Source organism: Stenotrophomonas sp. YJH_SMC_135 (assembly GCF_059372355.1).
In genome coordinates, this window is record NZ_JCAFVN010000009.1 from 53,440 (window position 1) to 78,819 (window position 25,380).

Annotated in this window: 20 protein-coding genes and 1 riboswitch; of the genes, 9 read left to right on the top strand and 11 right to left on the bottom strand. The window is 67.7% G+C overall.

Annotated features, from left to right (window positions below; genetic code table 11):
• Nucleotides 1-26: 26 nt before the first annotated feature.
• A complete protein-coding gene (locus tag AC5P98_RS20570; protein WP_005412268.1) occupies nucleotides 27-827 on the bottom strand; it encodes a UDP-2,3-diacylglucosamine diphosphatase in 801 nt (266 codons plus the stop codon).
• A complete protein-coding gene (olsF, locus tag AC5P98_RS20575) occupies nucleotides 824-2,539 on the bottom strand; it encodes a bifunctional ornithine lipid synthase OlsF (RefSeq protein WP_049406095.1) in 1,716 nt (571 codons plus the stop codon). Before olsF ends, AC5P98_RS20570 begins: the two co-directional genes overlap by 4 nt.
• Before the next feature lie 336 nt (nucleotides 2,540-2,875).
• Here olsF and metK point away from each other — a divergent pair, with 336 nt between their 5' ends.
• Both metK and AC5P98_RS20585 read left to right on the top strand, forming a co-directional pair.
• Entirely contained in the window at nucleotides 2,876-4,087 is a 1,212-nt protein-coding gene (metK, locus tag AC5P98_RS20580; protein WP_010481882.1) for a methionine adenosyltransferase, read from the top strand.
• 141 nt (nucleotides 4,088-4,228) lie between these two features.
• Nucleotides 4,229-4,735 (top strand): acyl-CoA thioesterase, encoded by a 507-nt coding sequence (locus AC5P98_RS20585; RefSeq protein ID WP_010481883.1) that lies wholly within the window; start codon nucleotides 4,229-4,231, stop codon nucleotides 4,733-4,735.
• A 116-nt stretch (nucleotides 4,736-4,851) separates the two neighbouring features.
• Here the strand turns inward: AC5P98_RS20585 and ppc are convergent, their stop codons facing one another.
• Entirely contained in the window at nucleotides 4,852-7,563 is a 2,712-nt protein-coding gene (gene ppc / locus AC5P98_RS20590; RefSeq protein WP_049406093.1) for a phosphoenolpyruvate carboxylase, read from the bottom strand.
• A 237-nt stretch (nucleotides 7,564-7,800) separates the two neighbouring features.
• Entirely contained in the window at nucleotides 7,801-10,317 is a 2,517-nt protein-coding gene (locus AC5P98_RS20595) for a S9 family peptidase (RefSeq protein WP_495230193.1), read from the bottom strand.
• A gap of 120 nt (nucleotides 10,318-10,437) precedes the next feature.
• A riboswitch (S-adenosyl-L-homocysteine riboswitch) is annotated at nucleotides 10,438-10,521 on the top strand.
• A gap of 36 nt (nucleotides 10,522-10,557) precedes the next feature.
• Between AC5P98_RS20595 and ahcY the strand changes: the two genes are divergently transcribed.
• The 5 genes from ahcY to AC5P98_RS20620 all read left to right on the top strand — a co-directional run bounded on the left by ahcY (nucleotide 10,558) and on the right by AC5P98_RS20620 (nucleotide 15,506).
• Nucleotides 10,558-12,003: an adenosylhomocysteinase gene (gene ahcY, locus AC5P98_RS20600; RefSeq protein WP_014645960.1), complete on the top strand. Its 1,446-nt coding sequence runs from the start codon at nucleotides 10,558-10,560 to the stop codon at nucleotides 12,001-12,003.
• Nucleotides 12,004-12,263: 260 nt separating this feature from the next.
• Nucleotides 12,264-13,052 carry a lysozyme inhibitor LprI family protein gene (locus AC5P98_RS20605; RefSeq protein WP_049406088.1) on the top strand — a complete coding sequence of 263 codons (789 nt, stop codon included), beginning with the start codon at nucleotides 12,264-12,266 and terminating at the stop codon, nucleotides 13,050-13,052.
• Nucleotides 13,053-13,102: 50 nt separating this feature from the next.
• Nucleotides 13,103-14,437, top strand: a complete 1,335-nt coding sequence (locus AC5P98_RS20610) for a peptidoglycan-binding domain-containing protein (protein ID WP_100449378.1) — start codon at nucleotides 13,103-13,105, stop codon at nucleotides 14,435-14,437.
• 110 nt (nucleotides 14,438-14,547) lie between these two features.
• The gene (ybaK, locus tag AC5P98_RS20615; protein ID WP_014645957.1) at nucleotides 14,548-15,021 is read left to right on the top strand and encodes a Cys-tRNA(Pro) deacylase; all 474 of its coding nucleotides are present in this window, start codon (nucleotides 14,548-14,550) and stop codon (nucleotides 15,019-15,021) included.
• Nucleotides 15,021-15,506, top strand: coding sequence for a hypothetical protein (locus tag AC5P98_RS20620; RefSeq protein ID WP_100449348.1), 486 nt, complete (start codon nucleotides 15,021-15,023; stop codon nucleotides 15,504-15,506). The genes ybaK and AC5P98_RS20620 overlap by 1 nt, the downstream gene beginning before the upstream one ends.
• A gap of 70 nt (nucleotides 15,507-15,576) precedes the next feature.
• Here the strand turns inward: AC5P98_RS20620 and AC5P98_RS20625 are convergent, their stop codons facing one another.
• From AC5P98_RS20625 to AC5P98_RS20645, 5 genes are all read right to left on the bottom strand, one after another.
• Nucleotides 15,577-16,212 (bottom strand): energy transducer TonB, encoded by a 636-nt coding sequence (locus AC5P98_RS20625; protein WP_495230194.1) that lies wholly within the window; start codon nucleotides 16,210-16,212, stop codon nucleotides 15,577-15,579.
• Between the two features lie 101 nt (nucleotides 16,213-16,313).
• Nucleotides 16,314-16,898, bottom strand: coding sequence for a DUF3228 family protein (locus tag AC5P98_RS20630; RefSeq protein ID WP_014645954.1), 585 nt, complete (start codon nucleotides 16,896-16,898; stop codon nucleotides 16,314-16,316).
• 50 nt (nucleotides 16,899-16,948) lie between these two features.
• On the bottom strand, nucleotides 16,949-17,680 hold the full coding sequence (locus AC5P98_RS20635) for a LytR/AlgR family response regulator transcription factor (protein ID WP_100449346.1): 732 nt from the start codon (nucleotides 17,678-17,680) through the stop codon (nucleotides 16,949-16,951).
• Nucleotides 17,677-18,726, bottom strand: a complete 1,050-nt coding sequence (locus AC5P98_RS20640; protein ID WP_100449345.1) for a sensor histidine kinase — start codon at nucleotides 18,724-18,726, stop codon at nucleotides 17,677-17,679. Before AC5P98_RS20640 ends, AC5P98_RS20635 begins: the two co-directional genes overlap by 4 nt.
• Nucleotides 18,727-18,762: 36 nt before the next feature.
• Entirely contained in the window at nucleotides 18,763-19,689 is a 927-nt protein-coding gene (locus tag AC5P98_RS20645; protein WP_100449344.1) for an alpha/beta fold hydrolase, read from the bottom strand.
• Between the two features lie 202 nt (nucleotides 19,690-19,891).
• On the opposite strand from AC5P98_RS20645, the gene metF reads away from it, so the two are divergent.
• Together metF and AC5P98_RS20655 are read left to right on the top strand one after the other, a co-directional pair.
• Nucleotides 19,892-20,719, top strand: coding sequence for a methylenetetrahydrofolate reductase [NAD(P)H] (gene metF / locus AC5P98_RS20650; RefSeq protein WP_032956691.1), 828 nt, complete (start codon nucleotides 19,892-19,894; stop codon nucleotides 20,717-20,719).
• 40 nt (nucleotides 20,720-20,759) lie between these two features.
• Complete coding sequence (locus AC5P98_RS20655; RefSeq protein ID WP_100449343.1) at nucleotides 20,760-21,344, top strand: DUF4124 domain-containing protein; 585 nt, start codon at nucleotides 20,760-20,762, stop codon at nucleotides 21,342-21,344.
• 103 nt (nucleotides 21,345-21,447) lie between these two features.
• On the opposite strand, the gene AC5P98_RS20660 is transcribed toward AC5P98_RS20655, so the two are convergent.
• Complete coding sequence (locus AC5P98_RS20660) at nucleotides 21,448-22,401, bottom strand: Nudix family hydrolase (protein WP_049406070.1); 954 nt, start codon at nucleotides 22,399-22,401, stop codon at nucleotides 21,448-21,450.
• Between the two features lie 102 nt (nucleotides 22,402-22,503).
• Complete coding sequence (gene secA / locus AC5P98_RS20665; RefSeq protein ID WP_014645947.1) at nucleotides 22,504-25,236, bottom strand: preprotein translocase subunit SecA; 2,733 nt, start codon at nucleotides 25,234-25,236, stop codon at nucleotides 22,504-22,506.
• Between the last annotated feature and the right edge of the window lie 144 nt (nucleotides 25,237-25,380).

The window sequence follows — 25,380 nt, forward strand, 5'->3', positions numbered from 1 at the left end:
CGGCTCTACAGTAGGACAGACGCGCGTTATGCCGCCTGCGACAACCGCGCGCCTGGCAGTTCCACCAGGGTCTGGCCGTTGTGGTCGAGCAGGCGCAGCGCACCATCATGGTCCTCGGCCAGTGCGGTCAGGCTCTCCACCCAGTCGCCGTCGTTGGCGTAGACCAGGCCATCGCGTTCGACCAGCGCCGCGCGGTGGATGTGGCCGCAGACGATGCCATCCAGGCCGCGCCGGCGCACGTCGTCCAGCCCGGCCTGCACGAAGCGCTCGATGTAGCGTTCGGCGGCCCCGCTGCGCTTCTTCAGGAACTCCGACAGCGACCAGTAGCGCATGCCAAGCCGGCGCCGTACCGCGTTCAGCGCCTGGTTGCCGGTCAGGATGCGGTAGTACAGCCAGTCGCCGAACTTTTCCTGCAGGCCACCGAAATGGGTAACGCCGTCGTAGTCGTCGCCATGCGCGACCAGCAGCCGGCGGCCATCGGCGGTCACGTGGATGGCACGGCGGCGCACCTGCATGGCCGGCAACATCAGCCCGCACACCTGGCGCAGCGAGGCATCGTGGTTGCCGGGAATGTAGATGATCTCGGTCCCTGCACGGCGCAGCGCGTGCAGGGCCTGGATGACTTCGCTGTGCGACTGCCGCCAGTTGGCGCGGCGATGCGCCATCCACCACAGGTCGATGATGTCGCCGACCAGGTACAACCGCTCGCAGCGCAGCTGCGAGAGGAACCGCGCCAGCTCGGTGGCGTGGCAATGACGTGAGCCCAGGTGCACGTCGGAGACGAACACTGCGCGCCGGTGCGGCGACAGGTTCGCCAGCGTGCTCATGCCGGCGCACCCGCGTCGCGCAGATAGCGTTTGCGCTTGTTCGGCCGGATCGCGCACAGGTCCACTTCGATCAGGCCGTCGATCGAATCGCTGAAGTCCGGGTCCACGCCGAAGGCGAGGAAGCGCGCGCCGCCGGGTTCGCACAGATCGGTGTACTGGCGGTACAGCGTCGGCACGCCGGTACCCAGTGCGGCCAGGTTGGCCTTGAGCACATCGAACGCGGCACCCGCATCCAGCTCGCCGAAACTTGGCGGTGCGGCGAAGTACTGGAAGGGGCGGTTCGATTCGGCCAGCCCGGCGGTTCCGCCGTAGTAGCGCTGGTAGTAGGCCACCAGCTGCTCGCGCGCATCGCGCGGTAGCGCTGCGCTGATCGAGACCGCGCCGAACAGGTAGCGGATGCCCGGTCGGCACTGCAGGTAGGCGCCGATGCCCTGCCACAGGTAGTCCAGGCTGCGGCTGCCCCAGTAATCGGGCACCACGAAGCTGCGGCCCAGCTCCAGGCCCTCGGCAATGTGGGTGATGGCATCGTCGGAATAGCGGAACAGCGACGCGCTGTAGAGCCCGGACAGGCCGTGCCGGGCCAGGGCCTGGGCGCCGCGCATGATGCGGTAGGCACCGGCAATGCGCTGCGCCGCCGCGTCCCAGATCACGATGTGCTCGTACTGCGGATCGTAGGCGTCCAGGTCGCGGCTGCGCCCGGTGCCCTCGCCCACCTGGCGGAAGGTCAGCTCGCGCAGGCGGCCCAGTTCCAGCAGCAGCGGTGAATCGGCGGTACAGGTCGCCAACAGGATCTGCTTGCCATCGGCGGTCTGGCCCAGCTGGGTGGCCGCGGCAATGCCGGCGGCGACCTGCGAAGGCGGCACCGGAGACGCCAATGGCTCGGGGCCTGCGCACGCAGCGGCATTGCCGGCCGCGCCGTTGCGGCCCAGCGCGTACAGCGCGCGGCGCACCGCCAGCAGCTGTGCGCCCGGGTCACCGCCCTTGCCCAGCTGCATCGGCTCGCCGATGCTCAGCCGCAGCGGGCGGCCACGACGGGCGAACATTTCGCGCGCCAGTAGCGCGGTGCCGGCCGGCTTGAACAGGGTCGAGGCGCCGTAGAACAGCGCCGAGTTGCGCGCTTCCACCCGCACCGGCAGCACCGGCGCAGCGGCCGCGCGGGCAAAGCGGACGAATCCCCGCTGCCAGCGGCCATCACGGATGCCGCGCAGCGACAGCCGCGAGACCTCGCCGGCCGGGAACACGATCACGCACTGCTCGGCGTTCAACGCTTCCTCCACGGCATGCAGGCTGCCGCGCCGGGCCTTGCCGCCGAGGATGCGCACCGGCAGCAGCAGGTCCTGCAGCGGCGCGATCGCCCCCAGCAGATCGTTGGCCACGATCCGCACGTCGCGGCGGATACGGCCAACCGCGTCCAGCAGTGCGAGGGCATCCAGTGCCCCGGAGGGGTGGTTGGCGACGATCAGCAGGCGGCCGGTGGCCGGGATCCTGGCCAGCGCGGCCGGATCCACCTGGTACTGGCCGCCGATGAATTCCAGGCCGGCGGCGACGAAACCGAAGCCGCGCAGTCCTGAGCTGCGCTGCAGGAAGGCTTCGATCTGGTCCAGGCGCGACCAGCGCCCGACGCTGCGCAGCAGCGGCCGCGCCAGTTGGCCGCGACGGCCATGGAACCAATCGGGGAAACGTTGCTGGAGACGCTGTTCGAGTTCCTGCATGGCGGATCCACTGATGCCCGGCGGCCGGATTGGCCGACAGCCTGCGCCCGGCAGGCGGCAGCCAGATGGCGGTTTCGGGGCAGAACGATGACGGCCGGCCCGCCTTCGCGGCGAGGTCGCTGCCTGCGCGGTCGGGGCCGGCAGCCGTCCCGTCTGTTGTCACGCTGGTGGAACACTGGGCCTCGGGGCTGGGCCCCAATCACGGCCGGGCGGCCCCTGTCGGGCCTACGCGGGCTTAACCACCGGCAACCGGTACAGGTTCACAATGCACAGGCGGCGCACCCCGTGTATCATGCGCGCCCATCTTTCCATCCGAATCAAGGGATATTACGCCTGATGTCCAGCTATCTCTTCACCTCCGAGTCGGTCTCCGAAGGCCATCCGGACAAGGTTGCCGACCAGATCTCCGATGCGGTGCTGGACGCGATCCTGACCCAGGACCAGCGCGCCCGCGTGGCCTGCGAGACCATGGTCAAGACCGGCGTTGCCATCGTGGCCGGTGAAATCACCACCAGCGCCTGGATCGACCTGGAAGCGCTGACCCGCAAGGTCATCACGGACATCGGCTACGACAGCTCCGACGTCGGTTTCGACGGCGCCACCTGCGGCGTGCTGAACCTGATCGGCAAGCAGTCGCCGCACATCGCCCAGGGCGTGGATCGCAAGAAGCCGGAAGAAATGGGCGCTGGCGACCAGGGCCTGATGTTCGGCTATGCCACCAACGAGACCGACAGCTACATGCCGGCCGCGATCCACCTGTCGCACCGCCTGGTCGAGCAGCAGGCCAAGATCCGCAAGAAGAAGAACTCGCCGCTGTCGTGGCTGCGTCCGGACGCCAAGAGCCAGGTCACCCTGCGCTATGAAAACGGCGTGGTCTCGGCCATCGACGCCGTGGTCCTGTCGACCCAGCACGCCCCCGGCATCAAGCAGAAGGACCTCATCGAGGCCGTCCGCGAAGAGATCATCAAGCCGGTGCTGCCGGCCAAGTGGCTGCACAAGGGCACCAAGTTCCACATCAACCCGACCGGCAAGTTCGAGATCGGTGGCCCGGTGGGCGACTGCGGCCTGACCGGCCGCAAGATCATCGTCGACACTTACGGCGGCTGGGCCCGTCACGGTGGTGGTGCCTTCTCCGGCAAGGACCCGTCCAAGGTCGACCGTTCGGCAGCCTACGCGGCCCGCTACGTCGCCAAGAACGTGGTGGCCGCCGGCCTGGCCGACCGTTGCGAAGTGCAGGTCTCCTACGCCATCGGCGTGGCTGAGCCGACCTCGATCTCGGTCACCACCTTCGGCACCGGCAAGATCAGCGACGACAAGATCGAGAAGCTGATCCGCAAGCACTTCGACCTGCGCCCGTACGGCATCATCAAGATGCTGGACCTGGTGCACCCGATGTACCAGCAGACCGCGGCCTACGGCCACTTCGGCCGCAAGCCGAAGGAGTTCAGCTACCTCAACGGCGAAGGCGAGACCGTCAACGCCACGGCCTTCTCCTGGGAGAAGACCGACCGCGCCGCCGCCCTGCGCGCCGATGCGAAGCTGAAGTAAGAAACACGAAGGGCTGCTCACGCGGCCCTTCTGCTTTCTGGTAGAGCCGGCCGCTGGCCGGCTTTTTCATGGCCTTCGGGAAACAATCGCGTGATTGCCGGCCAGCGGCCGGCACTACCCGGTTGCCGATACAATCGCCGCATGTCGACCGAACTGAAAACCCACCAGCTGTCCATGACCGTGCTGATGTCGCCGGAGATGGCCAATTTCTCCGGCAAGGTCCACGGCGGCGCCATCCTGCGCCTGCTCGACCAGGTTGCCTACGCCTGCGCCAGCCGTTACGCCGGCAGCTACGTGGTCACCCTGTCGGTGGACCAGGTGATGTTCCGCCAGCCGATCGCGGTGGGCGAGCTGGTCACCTTCCTGGCCTCGGTGAACCATACCGGCACCTCGTCGATGGAGATCGGCATCAAGGTGGTGGCCGAGGACATCCTCAAGCGCAGCGTGCGCCACGCCAACAGCTGCTTCTTCACCATGGTGGCGGTGGATGAGGAAGGCCGGCCGACGCCCGTCCCGCCCCTGCAGCCGGCGACGTCCGACGAGAAGCGCCGCCAGGCCGCCGCGCAGATCCGCCGCCAGCTGCGCCAGGAAATGGAACAGCGCCATCTGGAACTGCTGGCATCGAATCCGCCGTCACCGGAGGAATGAGGTAGTGCCGGCCGCTGGCCGGCAACCTCGCGCGTGCTGCCGGACATCATGAGGTTGCCGGCCAGCGGCCGGCACTACCATTGCGAATTCGCCGGGCCATGCCCGGCGGATGCGGATCAACCGGTGTTCTGCACGCCCTGCGCAACACCGTTCACGCAGGCCACCAGCGCGCGCAGCAACCCGTCATCCTCGCGCCCGCTGGCCCGCCAGCGCTGCAACAGGTCCACCTGCAGCACGCTGATCGGATCGACGTAGGGATTGCGCAGGCGGATCGACAGCGCCAGCCGCGCATCGTGGTCGAGCAGCGTCCGCTGGTCCATCAGCGCCAGCAGCCAGTGCCGGGTGAGTTCCAGTTCGCGCTGCACCTGCGGGAAGAAGTGCCCGTGCAGTTCACCCGACAACAGCGAAAACTGCTCGGCGATGGTGATATCGCCCTTGGACAGCACCATCGCGATGTCGTCCAGGAAGGTGCGGAAGAACGGCCAGTCCCGCGCCATCTCGCGCAGGGTCTGTTCGTGGCCGGCAGCAACCGCCGCCTGCAGGCCACTGCCCACGCCGTACCAACCGGGAATCACCGCGCGCGCCTGGCTCCAGGCGAACACCCAGGGAATCGCACGCAGGTTGCCCAGCGCGGCGTCCTGGCCGAGCCGGCGCGATGGCCGCGAGCCCAGCGTCATGCGTTCGATCACGTCGATCGGCGTGGCGGTGCGGAAGTAGTCCATGAAACCGGCCTGGCCAACGAACGCGCGATACACCTCGCTGCTGGCCGATGCCACCGCGTCCATCACCGGTCGCCACTCATCCTCGCGCGGCTCGGCGGCACGCGGGCGCAGGCTGGCACGCAGCACCGCACCGGTGGCCTGCTCCAGCGAGCGCAGGGCCAGCGCACGGATGCCGTACTTGCGATGGATCACCTCGCCCTGCTCGGTCACCCGCAGGCGGCCATCGATGCTGCCGCGCGGCGATGCGTCCACCGCGTGCGTGGTCTTGCCGCCACCGCGGCTGATCGAGCCGCCACGGCCATGGAAGAAGGTCAGGCGGATGCCGGCCTCGGCCGCCACCTCCAGCAGTTCCACCTGTGCACGCTGCAGGCCCCAGCGCGATGCGGCGATGCCACCGTCCTTGCTGCTGTCCGAATAGCCCAGCATCACCATCTGCACGTCATCGCGTGCTTGCAGGTGCGCGCGATAGATCGGGTCGGCCAGCAGATCACGCAGGGTCGCGGTGCCGCGCTTGAGGTCCTCCACCGTCTCGAACAGCGGCGCGATATCCAGCGGTACTGATCCGTTCTCTTCCACCAGGCCGCCACGGCGCGCCAGCGCCAGCACCGCCAGCACGTCGCTGCGGTCATGTGCCATCGAGATGATGTAGCTGCCCAGTGCATCGCCACCATGCCGCGCACGGGCATCGGCCAGCGCGGCGAACACGGCGTCCAGTCGCCGGTTGCCTTCGTCGTCGCCCTTCGGCAACGGCGCGTCACCACTGGCATGCGGCGCCAGCAGGCGTGCGCGGCCCAAGGCATCCAGACCGTCCCACGCTGCGTCGCCGCCCAGCACCGTGGCCAGCGCGCGCGCGTGCACGCTCGATTCCTGGCGCACGTCCAACCGCGCCAGGTGGAAGCCGAAGGTCTTCACCCGCCACAGCAGGCGCTGCACGGCGAAGCCACCGGCATGTTCGCCGCGGTTGGCGCGCAGGCTGTCGAGGATCAGCTGCAGGTCGTCGATCAGTTCGTCCGGACCGGCGTAGGCGCCTTCGCCGTCATCCAACGTGGCCTGCAGGCGTGCACGCATGCGGTCGTTGAGCAGGCGGTACGGCATGTCGGCATGGCGCGGGCGCGACTGCACCTGCGGCAGCAGCTGCTGGTAGTGCGCCACGCGCGCCTGCAGCGCCTCGCTCACGCCCACCCGCTCGGTGGACTGGCTGAGCAGGCTGGCCAGCTGCAGCAGTTCCTTCTGGTAGCGACCCAGCACGGCCTGCCGTTGCGCGTCCAGCGTAGTGCGGATGGTGTGGGCATCCACGTTCGGGTTGCCGTCCATGTCGCCGCCCACCCACGTACCGAAGCGCAGCAGGCGCGGCAGCGGCAGTTCTTCGCCGTAGGTATCGCGCAGCGCCTGCTGCAGCGATTCGTACAGCACCGGGATCACCCGGTACAGCACCTGCACCAGATAGAAGCCGACGTGCTCGCGCTCGTCATCGACGGTAGGCCGCACCGGCGAGGAATCGGTGGTCTGCCACGAAGCGGTCAGCGCCATGCGGAAGCGCGCAGCATCGGCGGCCGCTTCCCCCGGCGTGCGCTGGCCGTCGAGGTTGTCGACCAGGCTGGCCACCATCAGCTGCTCTTTCTCCAGCAGCGCGCGGCGCACCGCTTCGGTCGGGTGCGCGGTGAACACCGGTTCGATGTCGATGCGCGGCAGCCACTGCGCCAGCTCATCCAGGCCCACGCCCTGCGCCTTCAGGTGCTGCAGCGCATCCTGCAGGCCGTCGGGCTGCGCCCCGGCGGTACCGGCACGCTGGTAATCACGGCGGCGGCGGATGCGATGCACGCGCTCGGCGATGTTGACCACCTGGAAGTAGGTGCTGAAGGCCCGCACCATGGTCTCGGCCTGCTGCGGCGTGCGCCCGGCCAGCCCTTCGGCCAGCTCCGACAGCGGCGCCTGGTTCTCGCGGCGGGCAATGGCGCGGGTGCGCACGTCCTCGACATCGTCGAGAAAAGCGGCCGAAACCTGTTCGACCAGCAGGTCACCCACCAGTGCGCCGAGCCGGCGCACGTCATCGCGAAGCGGAAGATCGGGGGAAGCAAACTCGATGCTGCTGCGGTACTCGTTCATCGGCGACGCACAGGCCTCGGTCAACGGATCCAGACCCCAAGCCTATCCCAGATCGGGCGTCGTGCTGCGATGCAAGAATGGTTTCATCTGCACGTATCCATGGCGGACGCAGCCGAGCATGGGCTCGGCTCTACAAGCGTCATGGCGCGTGACACCGTGTAGCGCCCGAGCCCATGCTCGGGCGGCGGCGCAGCCGCACAGGCGGCCGCTGTTGCAGCGGCCACCCTCATGCACGTATCAGCGCTTCTTCTTCGCCGTGCCCTGCTCGGCCGGGCCGATGGTCTGCTCCAGCCAGCGCTCGCTCTCGGCCAGCATGGTCATGATCGATTCGCGTGCGCGGTAGGCATGCGATTCGTTGGGCAGCATCACCAGCCGCGCGGTGCCACCCAGGCCCTTCACTGCGGCGAACATGCGCTCGCTCTGGATCGGGAACGTGCCGGAGTTGTTGTCGTCCACGCCGTGGATGAACAGGATCGGATCCTTGATCCTGTCGGCGTAGTTGAACGGCGCCATCTTCTGGTAGACGTCCTGCGCCTGCCAGTAGTTGCGCTCCTCGGCCTGGAAGCCGAACGGCGTGAGCGTGCGGTTGTAGGCGCCGCTGCGCGCGATGCCGGCCTTGAACAGGCGGGTGTGTGCCAGCAGGTTGGCCGTCATGAACGCACCGTAGGAGTGGCCACCGATGGCGATGTGATCGCGGTCGGTCACGCCACGCCGCACCACTTCATCCACGGCCGCCTGCGCATTGGCCACCAGCTGTTCGATGTAGGTGTCGTTCGGCTCCTTGTCGCCCTCGCCGATGATCGGCATCGACGGGCTGGCCAGCACCACGTAACCCTTGGCCAGGAACGCCTGCGGGCCCCAGTAGCTGACCGCATTGAAGCGATACGGCGAATCGGTCACCTGGCTGGCCGCGGCCGCGCTCTTGAACTCGCCCGGGTAGGCCCACATCAGCAGCGGGCGCGGGCCGTCGCGCTTCGGGTCGTACCCCGGCGGCAGCAGCAGGGTCGCGGTCAGGTCGACGCCGTCCTTGCGCTTGTAGCGGATCTGCTCCTTCTGTACACCCTTCAGCTGCGGCAGCGGATGCGCGAAATGGGTCAGCGCACGCGGCGCAGCACCGGCATCGGCCAGCGACTGCACGTAGAAGTTGGCCGGCTCGTCCGGGCTTTCGCGGCTCAGCAGCAGCGAGCTGCCCTGCTTGTCAAGCAATGCCACCGGCAGCGCATAGCTCGGCGCCTGCGAGTGGAACAGGCGCGTTGCCTTGCCCGTGGCGATGTCGAAGCGGTCCACGAACGGACGGTCGCCTTCCGGCGAAGCACCGGCGCCGGCCAGGTACAGGCTGCCGCCATCGGCGCTGGTCTGCAGCAGCGAACGGCCGCGCTCGTTGCTGGCCCGCAGCGGCCGGCCCGGATCGGCGTAGCGGTCCTGCGCATCGCGATCCCACAGCAGGCGCGGTTCGGCGCTGGCATTGTCCGGGGCGATCAGCCAGGTCTTGGTCCTGCGGGTCTTCCACCACGATTCGGTCAGCAGGGCCAGGTCGCCACGGCCCCAGCTGATACCGGCCAGGCGGCTACCCAGCTGGGCCAGCGTCACCGGCGGCGTGTCGAACGGCGCGGCCTGCATCAGCACCGCATCGCGCACCTTGGCATCCCTGTTCGGGTCGCCACCATCCTGCGCTTCGGCCCAGACCAGGGTCGCGTCGGCATCACCACGCCAGCCGATGTCACGCACGCCGGTCACTTCGGCGTCGTTGCCGGTCGGCAGGCCTTCCACCAGTGGACGCACGGCCACGGTATGCACCAGCTTGCCGCTGGCACGGTCGATCACTTCAATGCGGCGCGGGAAACTGCTCACCGGCACCACGTAGGAATACGGGCGCTGCACCGGCTGGCGCAGCACGAAGCGGCCGTCCGGCGACACGGAGAAGCCCATGAAGATGCCGGCCGCGCCGATCGGGCTGGTGCTGCCATCCAGGCTGACTTCCACCGGCTGTGTGGTGGCGTAGTAGTCGAACTGGCGCGCGTCAGCCTCGTTCTTCAGCAGGTCCTGGTAGGTACGGATCGACACCACGCCATCGCCCCGGCGGGTCTGCTGCACGGCCGGGCCGGTCGGGATGCCGTCGGTGGCCGGGGCCGCACCGAGGTTGGCCGGGCGGGTGAACACCACCAGCCCGCGGCTGTCCGGCAGCCACTGGTAACCGCTGCCGATCACCGTGTTCAAGCCGGCAACCAGGCGGCGGGCGCTGCCGGCGGCCACGTCCACCAGCCACAGTTCGTTGGCGCCGCTGGTGGCGTCGACCTGGTTGAAAGCGAGCCACTTCTGATCCGGAGACCACATCAGGCTGGCGATCGACAGCGTGGCCGGCAGGCCGCTGATCTGCCGTTCCTTGCCATCGGCCACGTTCATCAGCCACAGCTTCTCGCCGAAGCTGAAACGGCTGTCGGAGAACGTGCGCGGGTTGATGCGCAGGCCGGCCAGCTTCAGTTCCGGCTGCGCCACCACCCGGATCGACGGCAGCGACGGCATCTGCATCAACGCGGCCATGTCGCGGCGAGGCGACAGGTGCAGCGACGGCGCGCGCGGTGCGTCGACCACCGCCTGCAGCGCCGCCGAGGGCAGTTCGTAGCCATTGGCACCCTGGGCCTGTGCTGCAGCGGGCTGTGGGGCCAGCGCCCAGGCTAGCGGGGCCACGGCCAGCAGTCCCATCGACAGGACCAGGCCGGTCCAGCGCCGCGTACGGCGCGCGTGCATGCTCATCGTTCTACCTGCGTGATGCGTGAAAGCATCGACCTTAACAGGCCGTGCACGCGCCCCCATCTGCCGATGGTTGGGTCATCCGGATGTCATGCCGGGGCCGCGATATAATGGGGGTTCTCCCCTGCCGAGGGGCGCTGCGACCGGATCCGATGAGGCCCGGCCAGGCTCGGTAAGGTGGCTTTGTAACAACGGCGCCCGGCTAGATGCGAGCACCCGCTCGCCCACAACCGGAGCACACGAATGAACGCTGTTGCCAAGACCTTCTCCACCGAAGGTGATTACAAGATCCGCGACATCACGCTGGCCGACTGGGGCCGCAAGGAACTGGACATCGCCGAGCACGAAATGCCGGGCCTGATGTCGATCCGCCGCAAGTACCAGGCCGAGCTGCCGCTGAAGGGCGTGCGCGTGACCGGCTCGCTGCACATGACCATCCAGACCGCGGTGCTGATCGAGACCCTGAAGGACATCGGCGCCGACGTGCGCTGGGCCTCGTGCAACATCTTCTCGACCCAGGACCACGCGGCTGCCGCCATCGCCGCCACCGGCACCCCGGTGTTCGCCTGGAAGGGCGAGACCCTGGAAGAGTACTGGGACTGCACCTTGGACGCGCTGACCTTCACCCTGGCCGACGGCACCCTGACCGGCCCGGAACTGGTGGTGGACGACGGCGGTGACGTGACCCTGCTGATCCACAAGGGCTACGAACTGGAAAACGGCAGCGACTGGGTCAACACCGCGTCCGCCTCGCACGAAGAACAGGTCATCAAGAACCTGCTCAAGCGCGTCGCCAAGGAGCGCCCGGGTTACTGGGGCCGCGTGGTCAAGGACTGGAAGGGCGTCTCCGAAGAGACCACCACCGGCGTGCATCGCCTGTACCAGCTGGCCCAGGCCGGCACCCTGCTGATCCCGGCGATCAACGTCAACGACTCGGTCACCAAGAGCAAGTTCGACAATCTGTATGGCTGCCGCGAGTCGCTGGCCGACGGCCTGAAGCGCGCGATGGACGTGATGCTGGCCGGCAAGGTAGCCGTGGTCTGCGGCTACGGCGATGTCGGCAAGGGCTGCGCCGCGTCGCTGCGTGCCTACGGCGCGCGCGTGATCGTCACCGAGATCGACCCGATCTGCGCCCTGCAGGCGGCGATGGAAGGCTATGAAGTCAACACCATCGAATCGACCCTGGGCCGTGCCGACCTGTACGTCACCACCACCGGCAACAGGGACATCATCCGCATCGAGCACCTGAGCGCGATGAAGGACCAGGCCATTGTCTGCAACATCGGCCACTTCGACAACGAGATCCAGGTCGACGCACTGGTGTCCTTCGCCGGCATCAAGCACGTCAACATCAAGCCGCAGGTCGACAAGTACATCTTCCCGAACGGCAATGCGATCTTCCTGCTGGCCGAAGGCCGCCTGGTGAACCTGGGCTGCGCCACCGGCCACCCGAGCTTCGTGATGTCCAACAGCTTCGCCAACCAGACCCTGGCACAGATCGACCTGTGGGCGAACAAGGACAGCTACGAGAAGAAGGTGTACCTGCTGCCGAAGAAGCTGGACGAAGAAGTGGCTCGCCTGCACCTGGAAAAGATCGGCGTGAAGCTGACCACCCTGAGCCAGGAACAGGCCGACTACATCGGCGTGCCGGTGGAAGGCCCGTTCAAGCCGGACCACTACCGCTACTGATGCCGTGCGCGGTGCCGGTCAGCGGCCGGCACTACCGGCGCAGGCGGGGTCGGATCCCTTTCCGCAGGAAAGGGCGCTGACCCCGGCAACAGATGCAGACAGAACGGGCGCCTTCGGGCGCCCGTTCTGCGTTGCGTCGCCCCGCAGCAGATCCGCGCGCCCTGTCACAGTGCCCTAAGAAGCCGCTTGCTAGTCTCTATGCCCCCATGGACTGCCAACTGCAGGCCATGCGCCGGGACGCAGACAGCAAAGGACAGGACATGCCGCGCAACAATGACCGAGTGACCCGGGCGATGAAGCCCCTGATGATCCTGTGCTGGGTGGCCCTGCTGGCCGCCTGCAGCCCGCCTGGCAGCGATGCCGGTGCCAGCGCGCCGGCAGCGAACACCGGCCAGGCAAGCACCGACGGCAAGGCAATCAGCACCCCGGCAGCGGCCACGGGCAGCAGCGCTGCCTGCGCCGAGGGGGCATCACAGGTGCAGACCCTGATCTGCAACGACCCCGCCCTGTTGCAGCAGGAAGCTGAGCTGGCCAAGGCTGAAGCCTCCGCACGCGACACCCTCGATGCCGCCGGCAAGGCCAAGCTGCAGGCCGAGCAGCAGCGCTGGATCCAGCATACGCGCGACCTGTGCGGTGACGCGCACTGCCTGCAACAGGTATTTGCCGATCGCCTCAAGGTGCTCTCGGCCACGCGCGACGGCCTGGTCGACCAGGACGCCTGCGAAGTGCCCGACGGCCAGCAGCAGTGCGTGGACCTGCTGGTGCTGCGCGACCCCAACAGCCAGTTGGCGAACTTCAACACGCTGCTGGGAGAAAACGGCCAGGAAGGCCGCCTGCTGGGCTGTACGGCCGCCACCAACGTGGGCGGTGGCCCCAACGCCGTGCTGGCGGCCAACTGCATCCAGGAAACCACCGCCGGCAAGCGCAACGTGCAGTTGTGCAGCAACCAGATGGTCGGCCAGTTCGCCCTCGAACCGGCATCGGCCGCCTACGGCACCCAGGCCGTCCGCCAGCTGCTCGGCTTCACGCAGCAGCACTGCGCCGGCTGACATCCGCTGGGTGCGCCCGGCGCTTTTTCCCACATTGAAGGACGATGACCATGGCAAAGGATTCCACCCTTACCCGCGAACAGCTGTCCACGCTGTTCCTCAACACGGAGCTGGGCGGCAACACCCGCCACCTGGACCACTTCTCATACGCGCAGAAAGGCGCAAGCACCTACTCGTTCGGACTGGTGCAGTTCGATGTCGGCGGCAATCCACAGGCCAGGCGTTTCCTGCGCGACAACGGCTTCACCGCCGCTGACATCGAACTGCTGTCCCAGCAGGGCGGATTGAGCACCCGGCAGCTGGCGGCGCTTGACGCCAAGTTGCAGGCCATTCCGCAGGCGAAGATGGACCAGCTCACCAACGACAAGCTGGACAGCGCCATCGAGCGCGTCGATGAAGCCATCGCCAAGGTGCGTGCCACCAACCCGGCCGCCGCCGATGCCATCGCGGCCAACCCCGAACTGCAGCTGGCCATGGCCGACTATGACAACCAGTTCGGCGGCATGGGCCCGCAGTTCATCAGCTATCTGGCCGGCAACGCGGAAAAGCTGCAGGGCGGTACGGTCCAGGCCGGCAATCCGCCGACCCGCGGCGACGTGCAGAACTTCGTCGATGCCACCAAGTACGGCATCCAGTCGCCGGCCGCGGTGACCAGCCGCGATGAGCGCTTCGACCGGGCGATGACCCAGCTGGGCATCACCCCCACCCATGCCCCCTCGCACGGGTCGCCCGGCGGCAACGGCGTACTGGTCAGCGGCGCCAGGGGCGATGAGGTAAAGGCGATGCAGCAGAAGCTGGCCGACCTGGGCTATCTGGGCAAGGACGGCAAGCCACTGGTAGCCGATGGCGATTTCGGGCCCGGCACCCTGGAAGCGGTCAAGCAGTTCCAGCGTGAGCACCAGCTCACCGTCGATGGCAAGGTCGGTGCCACCACCCTGGGTGCGCTCGACAAGGCCATCGCGCAACAGCAACAGCAGGCCGCCGAACCGACCATGGCCACCCCCGGCCACGCCGACAACCCGCGTTACCAGCAGGTCGTGGAAAAGCTGGAAACGCTGGAAGAACAACGCCGCCAGGGTGGCCTGGCGCCACTGTTCAATGACCGCAGCCAGCTCGAGAACGCCGCAGGCCTGGTGGCTTACGAGTCCAAGCTGGCCGGCATGAGCCAGGTCGATACCGTGCTGGCGCGGCCGGACAACCAGGGCGTGTTCGCCGTGCAGGGCCAGCTTGGCGATCCCGCCATGCACCGCACTTACGTCGACCTGTCGCAGGCGGCGAACCACACGCTGCAGGACAGCACGCGGCATAGCCAGGCGCTGGACAACGAACTGTCGCAGCGACAGACCCAGGAACAGATTCAGACGCAGCAGTCGATGTCGCGCTGACGCGGGATGCCGACGATCACAGCCGGGACGGGCGCCTTCGGGGGCCCGTCCTGCGTTGATGCGCGAGTTTCGGTCAAGGCAATATCCCTACCTCGCGCTAGGATGCGCCCATGACCCCGGCCATCAACCTGCTCAAGCGCGAGAAGATCGCCCACACCGTGCGCAGCTACGTGCACGACGCCCACGCCGAATCGTATGGCGGCGAAGCCGTCGACAAGCTCGGCCTCGACCCGGCCCAGGTGTTCAAGACCCTGCTGGCCAGCACGGAAGCACACGAACTGCTGGTGGCGATCGTGCCGGTCGCCGGTCAGCTTGACCTGAAGGCGCTGGCCGAAGCCGCCGGCTGCAAGAAGTGCGAGATGGCCGCCGCCGATGCCGCACAGCGCGCGACCGGCTACCTGGTCGGTGGCATCAGCCCGCTGGGGCAGAAGAAGCGCCTGCGCACGTTCCTGGACGCCAGTGCCGAAGCGCTGCCCGCGCTGCATGTCAGCGCCGGGCGCCGCGGCCTCGAGGTAGAACTGGCACCGGCCGACCTTCTGCGCCTCACCGCCGGCCACTACGCTGCCATCGGCAAGTCACGCTGATGCGCTGGCCGTGGTCTGCAGCGCCGGTACCCCGGCTCGACGATGCACAGGCCGACGTGCTGCTGCAGGACCTGCTGTCGCGCGATGCCACGCGCATCACCGATGCCGCACGCACGGTGGCACGGCTGTTCAGCACCGCGTCGTTGGACGCGTTGGTCGCACATGTGGATACGATCGAACGCAGCTGCGAGGGCATCGCCCTGGGCGGCATGCTGATCAGCAACCAGGCGCACCTGAAGGCGGCCCTGCAACGGCTGCGCTACTGGCAGGCGCGTGAGGGGTGCCTGTGCGCACTCTACCCTTCTTATGTGTTCTTCAACCCTGCACCGCTGCTGGAACAGGGCCACGTGCTGCTGCTCGGACGAGGCGAGGCCGAGGATGGCTGGGGTGAGTGCTACCGGGTGACGTGCACGTCCTGCACGCAGCCGTGGAGCGCCACCGAGCGCGAATACCACTACCCGTGGTGGGAGTGGAAGCGCCTCTGACAGTGATGCAGCCACGCACGGCGTGGCTCCGCTGCGGTACGTCCAGATCCATGCCATGCATGGATGACGCTCACTCCACGAATTCATACCGCATCGGCATGCGCACGAGGGTCAACGCCGACACCGTACCCTTCGCATCGGCGCGGCTGAAACGCCAGCCCTGCAGCTCCTCCGCTGCAGCGTCATCCAGCAACGCATGACCGCTGGAGGTCTCCACGATCACGGCCGCAACGCTCCCCCGCGCATCGACCAACGCCTTCAGCATGCTGCGGCCGGACAGCCCCTGCCGCATGGCCTCCACCGGATAGCGCGGCGACACGCCGTGTGGAGGCAGCCAGGGAATACCTTCACCCGCGAACAGATCCCGGTTGCTGCGTGCCGTGCAGGGCGTCGGCAGGCGCAGCTGCAGGGATACCTGCACCTCATTCACGGTCACGTGCGCCGGCGCGGCGCAGGCATGCTGCACCAGCGCCTCCAGCATTCGTTGCTGCCGACGCAGCGCGTTGCCATTGGCCGCCGCCACTTCAATCACGCAGCGGCCGTCCTGCGGCTGCATCGACAGCGCGGTCACGCCTGCATCGCGCAGCCCGGGAAGGCGTGCCATGGGTTCGCAGGCCATCCCGGCAGAGGGCTTCGCGGCCAGTACCGGGGTGGCGGGCAGCGTGCCCGCCAGCAACATCAGGATCATCCTTGCCCAGACCGCCATGCCCTGCCCTCCTTGGGTTTGCCTGGCCCGATCATAGCGCGCGCCTGGGGTCGGATCCCGTCCTCAGGAAAAGGCTTCGACCGGGGGCTCGAATGATCGGGTCAGAGCCCTGCGATGCGGGGATCCGACCCCGGCCGCCAGTTGGCGTTGTTCTCCCAGAACTCCACCGAGCGCCGGTAGGCCTCCTTGTCCAATGGCACGCCGGAACCGCCCTCCTCCACGCCCAGCGCATTGCGCATCATGGTGATCGGCGCCATCGGCACTTCTTCCGGTTCGGCGGTGTAGATGCAGCCGACGATGCCCCAGTCGGCTTCGATCGGTGAGCCTTCCCTGGCCAGCTGCTCGGCGTTGTACAGGATCACCACCAGGTAGTTCGCGCGCGGCGACTCCACGCCCTCGAACCAGCGCACCAGTACCGGCAGTTCCTCGCGGTTGCGCGCTTCGTAGCCGCTGCGCAGCTGGTGGCGGTTGGCCTCGGTGACCGGCACCGTCAGGCAGCGCGTGCTGGTCCAGTTCTCGTAGACGAACAACTTGCAGAACGGGGCGTAGCCGTCGAGCACCTTCAGCGGCGCGTGCGCATTGAGGTGTGCCTCGAACTGCTCGGCAGTGCAGTCCTGGATGGTATTGCCGCGTGGCACGCGCGGGAACAGGCGGGGACGGGCGAAATCGGTGAGGACGATGGACATGGCGCGGCGTGATCTGGGAATCCGCTGCACAGGGTAACCGCTGGCAGCACCTACAACGCCATCCGCTCGCGCAGCTCGCGTGCCTGCCGCCGCGATACCTCCACCTCGCTGCCATCATCCAGCGTCAGGTCATAGCCGTCGCCGATGCTGGGCGACACCCCACGGATACGGCGCAGGTTGACCAGTGTGTTGCGGTTGGCGCGGAAGAACAACTCCGGCGGCAGGCGTGCTTCCAGCGCGCTCAGGCTGCGGGTCAGCAGGGCGTTCTGGTCGCGGAACCATAGCCGTGTGTAGTTGCCATCCACCACCAGCCGACGGATCTCCGAGACCGCGACGAACCAGCAGCGTTCACCCTCGCGCACGAACACCTGGTCGTGCGCGCCCAGCGTGCCGCGCGATTCCGGCACGTCGGCCGCAACCGCCTCGCACTGCCGCGCCCGCTCGAGCGCTTCCAGCAGCCGCGGCGCCTCCACCGGCTTCACCAGGTAGTCCAGCGCGTTGGCCTGGAACGCACGCACCGCATAGGTGTCGTAGGCGGTGACGAAGACCACGGCCGGCACCGTGTCCAGGCCGTCCAGCACGTCGAAACCACTGCCGGAGGGCATCTGCACATCCAGCAGCACCAGGTCCGGTGCCAGCGTGGTGATCGCCTCGCGTGCGGCGGGCACGTCGTCGGCCTCGCCCACGCACTGCACCCACGGCAGCGCCGACAGCAGCGTGCGCAGCTCCTGCCGGGCCAGCCGTGCGTCATCGACGATCAACACGCGCAGCATGCCAGTCATTGCGGAATCTCCAGCAGGGCCTGCATGCGGTCACCGGCCGGTTGCAGCACGAATCGGCCACACATGCCCAGCTGCGCACGCAGGTAGGCCAGGCCGACGCCATGGCCATGGGTGGGTTCGCTGCCGGTTGGAAGTGGATTGTCCACCTGCAACCGCAGCACGTCATTGTCCAGCGTGGCGCGGATCTGCACCTCGCCGCCGCCGGGTCGGCTGGCGATACCGTGCTTGATCGCGTTCTCCACCAGCAACTGCAACGCCATCGCCGGCAGCTGCGCCTGCGTGGCATCGGCATCAATCTGCTGCCGCACCTGCAGGCGCTGTTCGAAATGGACCGCCTCGATGGCCAGGTAATCATCGACCACCGCCAGTTCCTCGGCCAGCGTGACCTGCTCGCTGCGGTTGTGGGCGAGCGCCTGGCGCAGCGTGCGCGACAGGCGGGTGACCATGTCACGGGCCCGTTCCGGGTCTTCCAGGATCAGCGCACGCAGGTTGTTCAGCGCATTGAACATGAAATGCGGATTGAGCCGCGCACGCAGTGCGTCACGTTCCAGCGCACTGCGTTCGGCTTCGGCGCGCAGGCGTGCCAGCTCGCTGTGGCGTGCCCGCCGCAGGCCGTGCAGGCCCGCCCACAAACCGGTCCACACCAGCAGGAACAACGCGGTGTTCATCCAATACAGCAGCACCGAAGACCACTGGTAATCCGCATGGCCGCCAGGCAGCTGCACCCAACCCAGCGCCAGCGCCGGCAGCAGCAGCGCCGCCGTTACCGCCTGTGCGACGCTGGCCCCGAGCACCACGCCGGCAGCCAGTTTCAGCACCAGGCTGCCCAGGCTGCCCTCCCACCAGCGCTGGCGCAGTGCAACCGAACGCAATGCGCCGCTGCACAGCCAGAGTGAGACCGCGACGCTGACGGTGATCAGCACGATGCCACTGAACACGATGCCGCCACCGATCCGCATGCCGACCCACAGCCCGTACAGCGCATAGCCGGCCCATGCCAGTGCATTGAGCGTCCAGAAACGGCGGGAAGGCGTGGTGGCGTCCATGCGGGCTCTCGGCGGTGGCAGGAGGGCGGACAAGGGTCAGGGATGCGCGGCGAGGAAACGCTGCACCTGTTCCTGCAACCAGCGCGGATCATCCCACATCAGGAAGTGGAAACCCTGCGCGCTCATCGCGATCTGCACGCCCTGCAGTTTCGCGTACTGGGCCTGGAACACCGCACGCGTGCCGTCCTCGGTGCCGCCCAACGGCTGGTAGCCGGCCCAGCTGCCGAGCACCAGCGTCGGCGCGGTGATCGAAGCGATGCTGTCGCGCAGGTCGGTGGTCATCACCGCATGCATCGCATCGGCCGTGGTCCGGCGGTCGCTGGCTTCGCCCCAGCGGCCCAGCTCGGCCTGGCGCTGCGGATCGCGGGTCATGCCCGGCAGGCCCGCCTTCAACTGCGCCTGCCATTGCACGGCATCGGCGGCCAGCATGCCGCTGCGCAGACGGTCGGCCATCGGCCGCACGCTGTCAGCGGTGGCACTCGGGTCGCGCGCCGCCGGCAGGAACGGCAGGGCATCGACCACCACCAGTGCGCTGATCGCCTTCGGCTCGGCCTGCGCCATCTGCAGGCCCAGCACGCCACCGAGGCTGTGGCCGACCACCACCACCGGCCCCAGGTGCTGGTCATGCAGGTAGGCCAGCAGCTGCCCGCGCATCGCCGGCAGGAAGCCGGCCGGGCGCGGGTCGGCCGCTGCCGCGCCAGCAAAGCCCGGCAACTGCACCAGGTGGCACTGCACGTCCTTCAGGGCCAGGCAGGTCTCGCGCCAGGCCTCGGCGCTGCTGTTGAGGCCGGGGATCATCAGCAGCGGTCGCCCCATGCCGACCACCTCGACCTGTACCTTGCCAGCGGTCGAGCCGGTGGCGGCATGCGCGGAACCGGAGCCGAGCACGGCCATCGCCATGCCGATCATCGCCAGCCGGGCGAGGGCCTTCATCGCGTACCAGAGTGCCAGGAAGATCTTCATCGTCTGCTCCTTCATCAGGTGGGGGTGCCGGGATGGGAGCAGCGTGCGCCCGGCTACGGCAGCCAGGTTGCGATTCCGGAGCAACGGCCGCAGACCCGGGCAAACGGTCGCCGGCGGCGGACGGTGCCAGTCCATGCAGCCAACTAACATCCATCTTGATGAAGCGATATACTGACCCGCACCCGCCGCTGCCGCCCGTGCCATGACCGCCATCAGCTTCGAGTTCTATCCGCCCAAGACCGACGAACAGCGCAGCCAGCTGGACCGCGCCGCGGCCAGGCTGAAGGACTACGGCCCCGAGTACGTGTCCTGTACCTTCGGCGCCGGTGGCTCGACCCTGAGCTATACCTCCGAGACCGTGCGCCACCTCAACCAGCACCACGGCTTCGAGGCTGCACCGCACCTGTCCTGTGTCGGCGGCACCCGCCAGGAAATCCGCGAACTGCTCAAGCTGTACCGCGCCATCGGCTGCCATCGCCTGGTCGCGCTGCGTGGCGACCTGCCCTCCGGCATGGGCTTCCCCGGTGACATGCGCTACGCCGCCGAGCTGATCGACTTCATCCGCGCCGAACACGGCACCGCCTTCCGCATCGAAGTCGGTGCCTATCCGGAGACCCATCCACAGGCCTCCGATGCACTGGCCGACCTGAAGCACTTCAAGGCCAAGATCGATGCCGGCGCCGACGCGGCGATCACCCAGTATTTCTACAACCCGGATGCGTACTTCCACTTCGTCGATGCCGTGCGCCGGCTCGGCGTGCAGGTGCCGATCACGCCCGGCATCATGCCGATCGCCAACTTCAGCCAGCTGCGCCGCTTCTCCGAGCAATGCGGTGCGGAGATCCCGCGCTGGATCAGCCGCAAGATGCAGGCCTATGGCGATGACGCCGAATCGGTGCGGGCGTTCGGTACCGAAGTGGTGGCCAAACTATGCCAGCGCCTGATCGAGGGCGGCGCGCCGGGCCTGCACTTCTACACCTTGAACCTGGCCAAGCCGACCACGTCGGTGTTGAAGCTGCTGCACGGCTGAAAGCACGCCATGCCACCGCGATCGGCGCTACCCTGCGCCGATGAACCGGTTTTCCTTCCTGCTGTTACTGCTGTTGTTGTGTTCGGTATCGAGCATTGTCCATGCGCAGTCCCCGCGCTTGAACCGCTGCACCGATGCGCAGGGGCAGAGCGTGTATACCGACCGCCCCTGCGACAGCGTTGGCGCCCAGTCGCGATTGCCACCGCCCGCGCCCACCGGCAGCACCCTGCCACGCGACACCCTGGGTGCGCGCTGCCCACGACGCCTGAGCGAGCTGGTGGAGGCACTGCGCACCGGCATCGTCAGCAACGATGTGAACCGGCTGTCCTCGCTGTACCTGTGGGGTGCGGTCTCCGATGCCGGCGCGCAGCGCATCCTCGGCCAGTTGGAATCCTTGGCACGGCGGCCACTGGTGGACGTGGTGCCGGTGTATCCGCCACAGGGGCTGGCGTCCTCGCAGGAAGAGGGTCAGAGCCCTGCGGCGCAGGAATCCGACCCTGAGCCGCCAGCGCCACGGCATCCGGTCGGCCTGCGCCTGGAGCAGACGCTGCCCGGCAGCGCGTCGCGAGCGTCCACGGTGCTGGGATTGCGGCGGCAATACGGATGCTTCTGGATCACGCTGTGATCGGGAGGGGTCGGATCCCTTTCCAGCGGAAAGGGCTCCGACCCCGGATTGCCGCGATGGGGTCAGAGCCCTGCTGCGCAGGGATCTGACCCCGCATGCCGGCTCACGCCGGCCACAGCCCACGAATCGCAGCGATGCCCTGCCCGCCATGCCGACGCGCTTCGGCGATATGGCCGGCGGCCATGCCGCCCAACGCGTAGATCGGCAGCGATACCTGCGCGCGCAGCGCAGCGAAGGCCTCCCAGCCCAGCGGCACCGCCCCGGGATGGCTGGCCGTGGCCTGCACCGGGCCGAGCACCGCGAAGTCGCAGCCCAGCTGCTGCGCCGCCTGCAGCTGCTCCAGGTCGTGGCAGGACGCGGCGACCAGCTGTCCTTCCGGCAAGGGCCGCTCCTGCAGGGCCAGCAACTGCTCGCTGCCCAGGTGCACGCCCACGCCCAGTGTGCGGGCCAACGCGACATCGCGGTTGAGCAGCCACTGCACGCCGCGACGATGCGCGCGCACGGCCTGTTCGATCATCGCCTGCCGTTGCGGATGCTCCGGCGGCAGGCGCAGCTGGATGCGCTGCTGGCCCGCCGCCACTGCCTGCTGCAGCCGTTCATGCCAGTGCTGCACGCCGCCGGCATCTTCGGCCGGCGCCGGCGTGATGAGGTAGCGATCCGGTTGGCGCAGTGCGGCCACCACCGGCAGGTCGGCCGGCGGCATGGAATAGCGGCCCAGCTTGTCCTGCGCCACCCAGGTGATCGCCTGGCCCTCGCGCCCGCGCGGTGTGCCCTTCCAGCTGCGCACGTGGCGCACTTCCAGGGTCAGGTGCTTGTCCGGATAGCGCTGCGGCACATCCATCAGCCAGGGCCCGACATCGGCCTCGATGCCCAGCTCTTCGCGCAGTTCACGCACCAGCGCCTGTTCGGAGGTCTCGCCGGATTCGCGCTTGCCGCCGGGGAACTCCCACAGGCCAGCCATGTCGCGGTTCTCGGTACGGCGGTTGAGCAGCACGCGGCCACGGGCGTCGGTGATGACGGCGGCCACGACATGGATCGATCGGGTGGGAGAAACCATGGGGCCAGCATGCCCAGAACAGGGCGGCCAGCGCAATCACGAATCCGCGCCGGATCGCCCGCGCCAAAGCAGAAGGCCCCGCTTGCGCGGGGCCTTCCGGGGTCAGCTCAGCTGGCCGTGGCAGTGCTTGTACTTCTTGCCACTGCCGCACGGGCACGGATCATTGCGGCCGATCTTCGGCTCGTCGCGCTGCAGCGTGGCCACGCCCTGCTGGGCGGCTTCGACCTGCGCGGCTTCCTCGTCGGCGCTGTAACCGCCGGCATCCTGGTGCTGGAACTGCGACTGGCTCAGGCGCGCCTGCGCCTGCTGGCGCTCGGCCGCTTCCAGCGCCTGCACTTCCTCGTCGCTGCGGATGCGCACGCGGGCCAGCAGGGTCACCACTTCGCGCTTGACGTTCTCCAGCATGTCCGAGAACAGCTCGAAGGCTTCCTTCTTGTATTCCTGCTTCGGCTGCTTCTGCGCGTAACCACGCAGGTAGATGCCCTGGCGCAGGTAATCCATGCGCGCCAGGTGTTCCTTCCAGCTCTGGTCCAGCACGGTCAGCATCACGTGCTTCTCCAGCGCGCGCATGGTTTCTTCGCCCAGGCCGGCTTCCTTCTCGGCGAAGTGCTGGTTGACGCGCTCCTGGACCTTGGTGGCGATGGCCTCGGCGTCCAGCTCTTCGTGTTCCTTGACCAGGTCGGTCAGCGACATCTGCAGGCCGAAGTCCGACTCCAGGGTCGCTTCCAGGCCGCGCAGGTCCCACTGCTCGTCGATCGAGTTCGGCGGCACGAAGCGCGCCACGATGTCGAAGATCACGTCGTCGCGGATGCCATCGACATTCGCCTTCACAGACTCGGCATCCAGCAGCTCGTCGCGCTGGGCGTAGATCACCTTGCGCTGGTCGTTGTTGACGTCGTCGAAGTCCAGCAGGTTCTTGCGGATGTCGAAGTTGTGGGCCTCGACCTTGCGCTGCGCCTTTTCGATCTGGCGGCTGACCAGGCGGTCCTCGATGACGTCGTCTTCCTTCATGCCCATCATGCGCATGGCCTTCTGCACCCAGTCGGAGGCGAAGATGCGCATCAGGTTGTCTTCCAGCGACAGGTAGAAGCGGGACGAACCCGGGTCACCCTGGCGGCCCGAACGGCCGCGCAACTGGTTGTCGATACGACGCGATTCGTGGCGCTCGGTGCCGACGATGTGCAGGCCGCCCGCCGCCTTCACTGCCTCGTGGCGCTTCTGCCATTCGGCCTTGACCGCTGCCTTCTGCTCGTCGGTCGCGTCCTCGCCCAGGGCGTGGATCTCGGCTTCCAGCGAACCGCCCAGCACGATGTCGGTACCGCGGCCGGCCATGTTGGTGGCGATGGTCACTGCGCCCGGGCGGCCAGCGTTGGCGACGATGGTCGCTTCGCGGTCATGCTGCTTGGCGTTGAGCACTTCGTGCTTCACGCCGGCCTTGCTCAGGTGCTCGGACAGCATTTCCGAGGTTTCGATCGAGGTGGTACCCACCAGCACCGGCTGGCCGCGCTTGGCGCACTCTTCGATGTCGGCCAGCACCGCATTGAACTTGCCCTTGCGGTTGAGGAACACCTGGTCCGGACTGTCCTTGCGGATGGTCGGGCGGTTGGTCGGGATCACCACCACTTCCAGGCCGTAGATGCTCTGGAATTCAAACGCTTCAGTGTCGGCCGTACCGGTCATGCCGGACAGCTTCTTGTACATGCGGAACAGGTTCTGGAAGGTGATGCTGGCCAGCGTCTGGTTTTCGCGCTGGACCGGCACGCCTTCCTTCGCTTCCACCGCCTGGTGCAGGCCGTCGGACCAGCGGCGGCCGGCCAGGGTACGGCCGGTGAACTCATCGACGATGACCACTTCGCCGTCGCGCACGATGTAGTCCACGTCACGCTGGTAGATCGCGTGCGCGCGCAGGGCGGCGTTGAGGTGGTGGACCACGGTCAGGTTCTGCGCCGCGTACAGGCCTTCGGTCTCGCCGTCGAGGATGCCGGCTTCAACCAGCAGCTGCTCGGCGTGCTCCATGCCCGCTTCGGACAGGTGCACCTGCTTGCCCTTCTCGTCGACCCAGAAATCGCCTTCGCCGTCTTCCGCTTCCTGCTTGACCAGGTGCGGCACGACGCGGTTGACGCGGATGTACAGCTCCGGGGAATCATCGGCCGGACCGGAGATGATCAGCGGGGTACGCGCTTCGTCGATCAGGATGGAGTCGACTTCGTCGACGATGGCGTAGTGCAGGCCGCGCTGGTAACGGTCGGCCTTGGACAGCGCCATGTTGTCGCGCAGGTAGTCGAAGCCGAATTCGTTGTTGGTGCCGTAGGTGATGTCGGCCGCGTAGGCTTCGCGCTTGTCGCTGTGCGGCATGCCCGGGTACACCACGCCCACGCTCAGGCCCAGCCAGTTGTACAGCTTGCCCATCTGCGCGGCGTCGCGGCGAGCCAGGTAGTCGTTCACGGTGACCACGTGCACGCCCTTGCCTTCCAGCGCGTTGAGGTACACCGGCAGGGTCGCCACCAGGGTCTTGCCTTCACCGGTGCGCATTTCTGCGATCTTGCCCAGGTGAAGCACCATGCCGCCGATCAGCTGCACGTCGTAGTGGCGCATGCCCAGCACGCGGCGGCCGGCTTCGCGGCAGACCGCGAACGCTTCCGGCAGCACCTTGTCCAGGGCTTCACCGCCGGCGATGCGCTGCTTGAACTCCGGCGTCTTGGCCTGAAGCTGCTCGTCGGAAAGCTTCTCGATCTCCGGCTCCAGCGCATTGATCTTGGCGACGATGCGGTTGAGCTGGCGCAGCTGTCGTTCGTTACGACTGCCAAAGACGCGGGTAAGCAGGCTGTTGATCATTGAAGGAACCGGGTTGGATGGACACGACGCCCGGCCTCCCCCTTGGGATCCGTCCGCCGCAAACGAAACAGGGCGCCTGGCGCCCTGTCGATGGCAACACCCATTGTAGCTTGGGACGGGCGGCTGAGGTTTCAAGCGCCAATC

What these genes read in the sequence shown, in the direction of transcription:
- AC5P98_RS20570 (WP_005412268.1), bottom strand. Translation starts at nt 827, where the DNA reads ATGAGCACGCTGGCGAACCTGTCGCCGCACCGGCGCGCAGTGTTCGTC.
- olsF (WP_049406095.1), bottom strand. Translation starts at nt 2,539, where the DNA reads ATGCAGGAACTCGAACAGCGTCTCCAGCAACGTTTCCCCGATTGGTTC.
- metK (WP_010481882.1), top strand. Translation starts at nt 2,876, where the DNA reads ATGTCCAGCTATCTCTTCACCTCCGAGTCGGTCTCCGAAGGCCATCCG.
- AC5P98_RS20585 (WP_010481883.1), top strand. Translation starts at nt 4,229, where the DNA reads ATGTCGACCGAACTGAAAACCCACCAGCTGTCCATGACCGTGCTGATG.
- ppc (WP_049406093.1), bottom strand. Translation starts at nt 7,563, where the DNA reads ATGAACGAGTACCGCAGCAGCATCGAGTTTGCTTCCCCCGATCTTCCG.
- AC5P98_RS20595 (WP_495230193.1), bottom strand. Translation starts at nt 10,317, where the DNA reads ATGAGCATGCACGCGCGCCGTACGCGGCGCTGGACCGGCCTGGTCCTG.
- ahcY (WP_014645960.1), top strand. Translation starts at nt 10,558, where the DNA reads ATGAACGCTGTTGCCAAGACCTTCTCCACCGAAGGTGATTACAAGATC.
- AC5P98_RS20605 (WP_049406088.1), top strand. Translation starts at nt 12,264, where the DNA reads ATGCCGCGCAACAATGACCGAGTGACCCGGGCGATGAAGCCCCTGATG.
- AC5P98_RS20610 (WP_100449378.1), top strand. Translation starts at nt 13,103, where the DNA reads ATGGCAAAGGATTCCACCCTTACCCGCGAACAGCTGTCCACGCTGTTC.
- ybaK (WP_014645957.1), top strand. Translation starts at nt 14,548, where the DNA reads ATGACCCCGGCCATCAACCTGCTCAAGCGCGAGAAGATCGCCCACACC.
- AC5P98_RS20620 (WP_100449348.1), top strand. Translation starts at nt 15,021, where the DNA reads ATGCGCTGGCCGTGGTCTGCAGCGCCGGTACCCCGGCTCGACGATGCA.
- AC5P98_RS20625 (WP_495230194.1), bottom strand. Translation starts at nt 16,212, where the DNA reads ATGGCGGTCTGGGCAAGGATGATCCTGATGTTGCTGGCGGGCACGCTG.
- AC5P98_RS20630 (WP_014645954.1), bottom strand. Translation starts at nt 16,898, where the DNA reads ATGTCCATCGTCCTCACCGATTTCGCCCGTCCCCGCCTGTTCCCGCGC.
- AC5P98_RS20635 (WP_100449346.1), bottom strand. Translation starts at nt 17,680, where the DNA reads ATGACTGGCATGCTGCGCGTGTTGATCGTCGATGACGCACGGCTGGCC.
- AC5P98_RS20640 (WP_100449345.1), bottom strand. Translation starts at nt 18,726, where the DNA reads ATGGACGCCACCACGCCTTCCCGCCGTTTCTGGACGCTCAATGCACTG.
- AC5P98_RS20645 (WP_100449344.1), bottom strand. Translation starts at nt 19,689, where the DNA reads ATGAAGATCTTCCTGGCACTCTGGTACGCGATGAAGGCCCTCGCCCGG.
- metF (WP_032956691.1), top strand. Translation starts at nt 19,892, where the DNA reads ATGACCGCCATCAGCTTCGAGTTCTATCCGCCCAAGACCGACGAACAG.
- AC5P98_RS20655 (WP_100449343.1), top strand. Translation starts at nt 20,760, where the DNA reads ATGAACCGGTTTTCCTTCCTGCTGTTACTGCTGTTGTTGTGTTCGGTA.
- AC5P98_RS20660 (WP_049406070.1), bottom strand. Translation starts at nt 22,401, where the DNA reads ATGGTTTCTCCCACCCGATCGATCCATGTCGTGGCCGCCGTCATCACC.
- secA (WP_014645947.1), bottom strand. Translation starts at nt 25,236, where the DNA reads ATGATCAACAGCCTGCTTACCCGCGTCTTTGGCAGTCGTAACGAACGA.